The organism is Mesorhizobium sp. M7A.F.Ca.CA.001.10.2.1, from assembly GCF_003998575.1.
Lineage (GTDB): Bacteria > Pseudomonadota > Alphaproteobacteria > Rhizobiales > Rhizobiaceae > Mesorhizobium.
Window position 1 is genome coordinate 1 of sequence record NZ_RZQY01000716.1, and the last position, 2,935, is coordinate 2,935.

At 61.5% G+C, this 2,935-nt stretch carries 3 protein-coding genes, 1 tRNA gene and 1 pseudogene; all 5 read left to right on the top strand.

Annotated elements, in window-relative coordinates; genetic code table 11:
- Positions 1-699 (top strand): annotated as a pseudogene (locus EN964_RS30505) (hypothetical protein); the annotation flags it as partial.
- Positions 700-949: 250 nt separating this feature from the next.
- On the top strand, positions 950-1,447 hold the full coding sequence (locus EN964_RS30510) for a metal-dependent hydrolase (protein WP_127268201.1): 498 nt from the start codon (positions 950-952) through the stop codon (positions 1,445-1,447).
- A gap of 192 nt (positions 1,448-1,639) precedes the next feature.
- Positions 1,640-1,715 (top strand) — tRNA-Trp (locus EN964_RS30515).
- A 397-nt stretch (positions 1,716-2,112) separates the two neighbouring features.
- On the top strand, positions 2,113-2,316 hold the full coding sequence (gene secE / locus EN964_RS30520) for a preprotein translocase subunit SecE (protein WP_013531408.1): 204 nt from the start codon (positions 2,113-2,115) through the stop codon (positions 2,314-2,316).
- A 27-nt stretch (positions 2,317-2,343) separates the two neighbouring features.
- A complete protein-coding gene (nusG, locus tag EN964_RS30525) occupies positions 2,344-2,871 on the top strand; it encodes a transcription termination/antitermination protein NusG (RefSeq protein WP_013531409.1) in 528 nt (175 codons plus the stop codon).
- Positions 2,872-2,935 lie beyond the last annotated feature (64 nt).

The window sequence follows — 2,935 nt, forward strand, 5'->3', positions numbered from 1 at the left end:
GCGATCGAACCCGAGGCGGCGCGGCGCGATGAGGACATGCGCTTCGTTGTCGTTCGCGGCACCAATCCACTCTGCAATCCAGACTGCCCGGAATGGATTTCGGCGGAAGGTGCGATCACCCCCCGGACCCCGCAGAAGCTGCGCCAATTGCTCGCCATGCTTGGCAAACGGCAACTGCCTGTCGTGATCAGTTCGAGGGGAGGCGACCTGCTCAGCGCCCTGGCGGCAGGACGGCTTATCCATGAAAAGAAGCTCGACGTCGCCGTTGGCCGCACCGATTTCGTCGGCTGTGACCCAGGGGCGTGGAATTGCCTGGCCAAAGAGGGCGCCTATGCCGGGCTGAGCATCGATGCCGGCGTGGAGTGCGATTCGGCCTGCGCGCTGATGCTTGCCGGCGGCATCAGGCGGTTTGTCGGTCCCCAGGCGCGGCTTAGCCTTTACCCGATGGGGCAAAAGCAGATGGTCAAGGCCTATCTCGAGGAGATGGCGATCGGTCCCGCCCTGTTCGCAGCGATCGAGCGGCGCTCGGTCGAGCGCCGGCTGGAACCCGGCATGATGCTGAAGGTCGGCCTGACGACCGGCCTGCAATCGGTCGACGCGCTGACCGGTGCCACCATTTGCGAGGCGGTGCCAAGACCCGAGAATTGCCGGATCCGGCCTTCCGCCAATGCCGAGGCTGATGCGCCGGCCAAATTGTAGTGTGCGGCGGAGCCGGAAACCGGGCATGAGGCAGCTTGAGCCGCTTCCGATTGTTCCGCTATCGTCGCTGCTGGCGGCGCCAGGCAGGCGGAGGATCGATGCCGGCCTGGGTTGGGGCGTGCCGGGCGGCCCCTATAAGCCACCGGTACGAAACCATGATCGGCACGAAACGTATCGGGCGCAGGCATCCGGAATAACGCCACAATAGGGCGGAATGCTGCACTGGCCTGCAACCGTGAACGGTCCCGAGATGCTGATCGCCCATCTTCCAAGTGGCTATATTCTCGGAACGTTCATGCGCAGGCAGTGGCCTGGCAGCCCGGCTATCGTCGGGGCCGCCATAGTCGGCAGTGTCATCCCCGATATCGATATGCTGTATTTCCATTTCATCGACGGCGGACGCACCCGCCATCACTCCTATATGACGCATTGGCCGCTGTTCTGGGCGGCCGCAGGGGCGCTGTCGTTGCTATTCGTCAGCTGGCGCGCCCGCTCGTATCTGGCAGCCACGGCTGCCTTCTTTGCCGCCGCCATGCTGCATATGGTCCTCGATACGCTGGCGTCGCCGATATTGTGGCTGATGCCATTCGATCGGCGGGCGTTCGAACTCGTCACTGTACCGGCGGACTTCAGCAATTGGGTGCTCAGCTTTTTGCTGCACTGGACGTTCGCATGCGAACTCCTGATATGCGGCTGGGCGCTTTGGCTTGCACGCGGGCGACCGCAGCCTGCCACGAATGCCGCTTGAGGACGCTCCACATCGAAGAGGGCAGGCGACGTCTCTCTCAATCACGCCACCGCGCGCTGGCGACTTCAGGCCGGAGCTTGGGATCGACCCGGATGGCCTTGTCGGGATTAAGGCGCGTTTGCTTGCAAACCGCTCTTTACAGAGCGTGCGGAAGCTTTTAGGAAGCGCCTTCTGCGCCGACATGCGCACGATACGGGCATAGCTCAGTTGGTAGAGCGGCGGTCTCCAAAACCGCAGGTCGTAGGTTCGAGCCCTGCTGCCCGTGCCATTTCTTGGAATGGCATTCAACGCAATGTTTCGCCGTTTCGAAATGGCGTTTCAAAGCGATATTTCCATGCTCTGGCCTTTGAAAATCGGCGACCCGCTTGCCATATAGGGTCGATTGGGGCATAAGAGCGCCATAGCCGGGACGGAACGACTGGATGGTTCCGAGGCGGTGTTTGGTCATAAAGCGGAGACTTGCCACTTGCGTGGATCAAGAATCGGTTTTATGTAGACGAAACAGACACGCGACGCGTGGAGCTGGGAAACCGGCTTTACGCGTCTGATTTGCATGGGCGAAATGATTGCGCTGATTCGGCGCGAGATTGGGCTCAGGCGGCACGTCCCGGCCAGCGGGATCATCCAGGAGACCCGGCCAACGGGTCTTGAAGACAGAGCGGCATATGGCTTCGAAAACCACAAATCCTTTCGTCTTTCTCCAGCAGGTTCGCGCGGAGACCGCCAAGGTGACTTGGCCGTCGCGACGCGAAACGATGATCTCGACGGTGATGGTTCTGGCCTTCGCAGTGATCGCGATGATCTTTTTCTTCACCGCCGATCAGCTCATGGGCCTTGCGGTCGAACAGATTCTGGGCATCGGACGCTAAGTCCGGCGATTACGGAGAAGTCTTGAAATGACCGCGCGCTGGTACATCGTCCACGCTTATTCGAACTTTGAAAAGAAGGTCGCCGAGGATATCGAGAACAAGGCCAAGCAGAAGGGCCTGTCCGCCGACATCCACCAGATCGTGGTTCCGACCGAGAAGGTCGTCGAAGTTCGCCGCGGCCGCAAGGTCGATGCCGAGCGCAAGTTCTTCCCGGGCTATGTGCTGCTGAAGGCCAATTTGACCGACGCCGTGTTCTCGCTGGTCAAGAACACACCGAAGGTCACCGGCTTCCTGGGCGACTCCAAGCCGGTGCCGATCACCGAGGCGGAAGCCCAGCGCATCCTGAACCAGGTGCAGGAAGGCGTCGAGCGGCCCAAGCCCTCGGTCACGTTCGAGATCGGCGAAGCGATCCGCGTTTCGGATGGTCCGTTCGCGTCGTTCAACGGTTTCGTCCAGGAAGTGGACGAGGAGCGGGCGCGGCTCAAGGTGGAAGTTTCGATCTTCGGGCGCGCCGTGCCGGTCGATCTGGAATTCGGACAGGTCGAAAAGGGCTGATCCGAAATCCCTGACGCCGGTTTGGCGATCAGGGGAGGCGGCGCGGAAGCGCGCGGCCTGAGAC

Bases quoted from the DNA above. Each gene is read 5' to 3' on its own strand.
- EN964_RS30510 (WP_127268201.1), top strand. From the start codon at position 950: ATGCTGATCGCCCATCTTCCAAGTGGCTATATTCTCGGAACGTTCATG.
- secE (WP_013531408.1), top strand. From the start codon at position 2,113: ATGGCTTCGAAAACCACAAATCCTTTCGTCTTTCTCCAGCAGGTTCGC.
- nusG (WP_013531409.1), top strand. From the start codon at position 2,344: ATGACCGCGCGCTGGTACATCGTCCACGCTTATTCGAACTTTGAAAAG.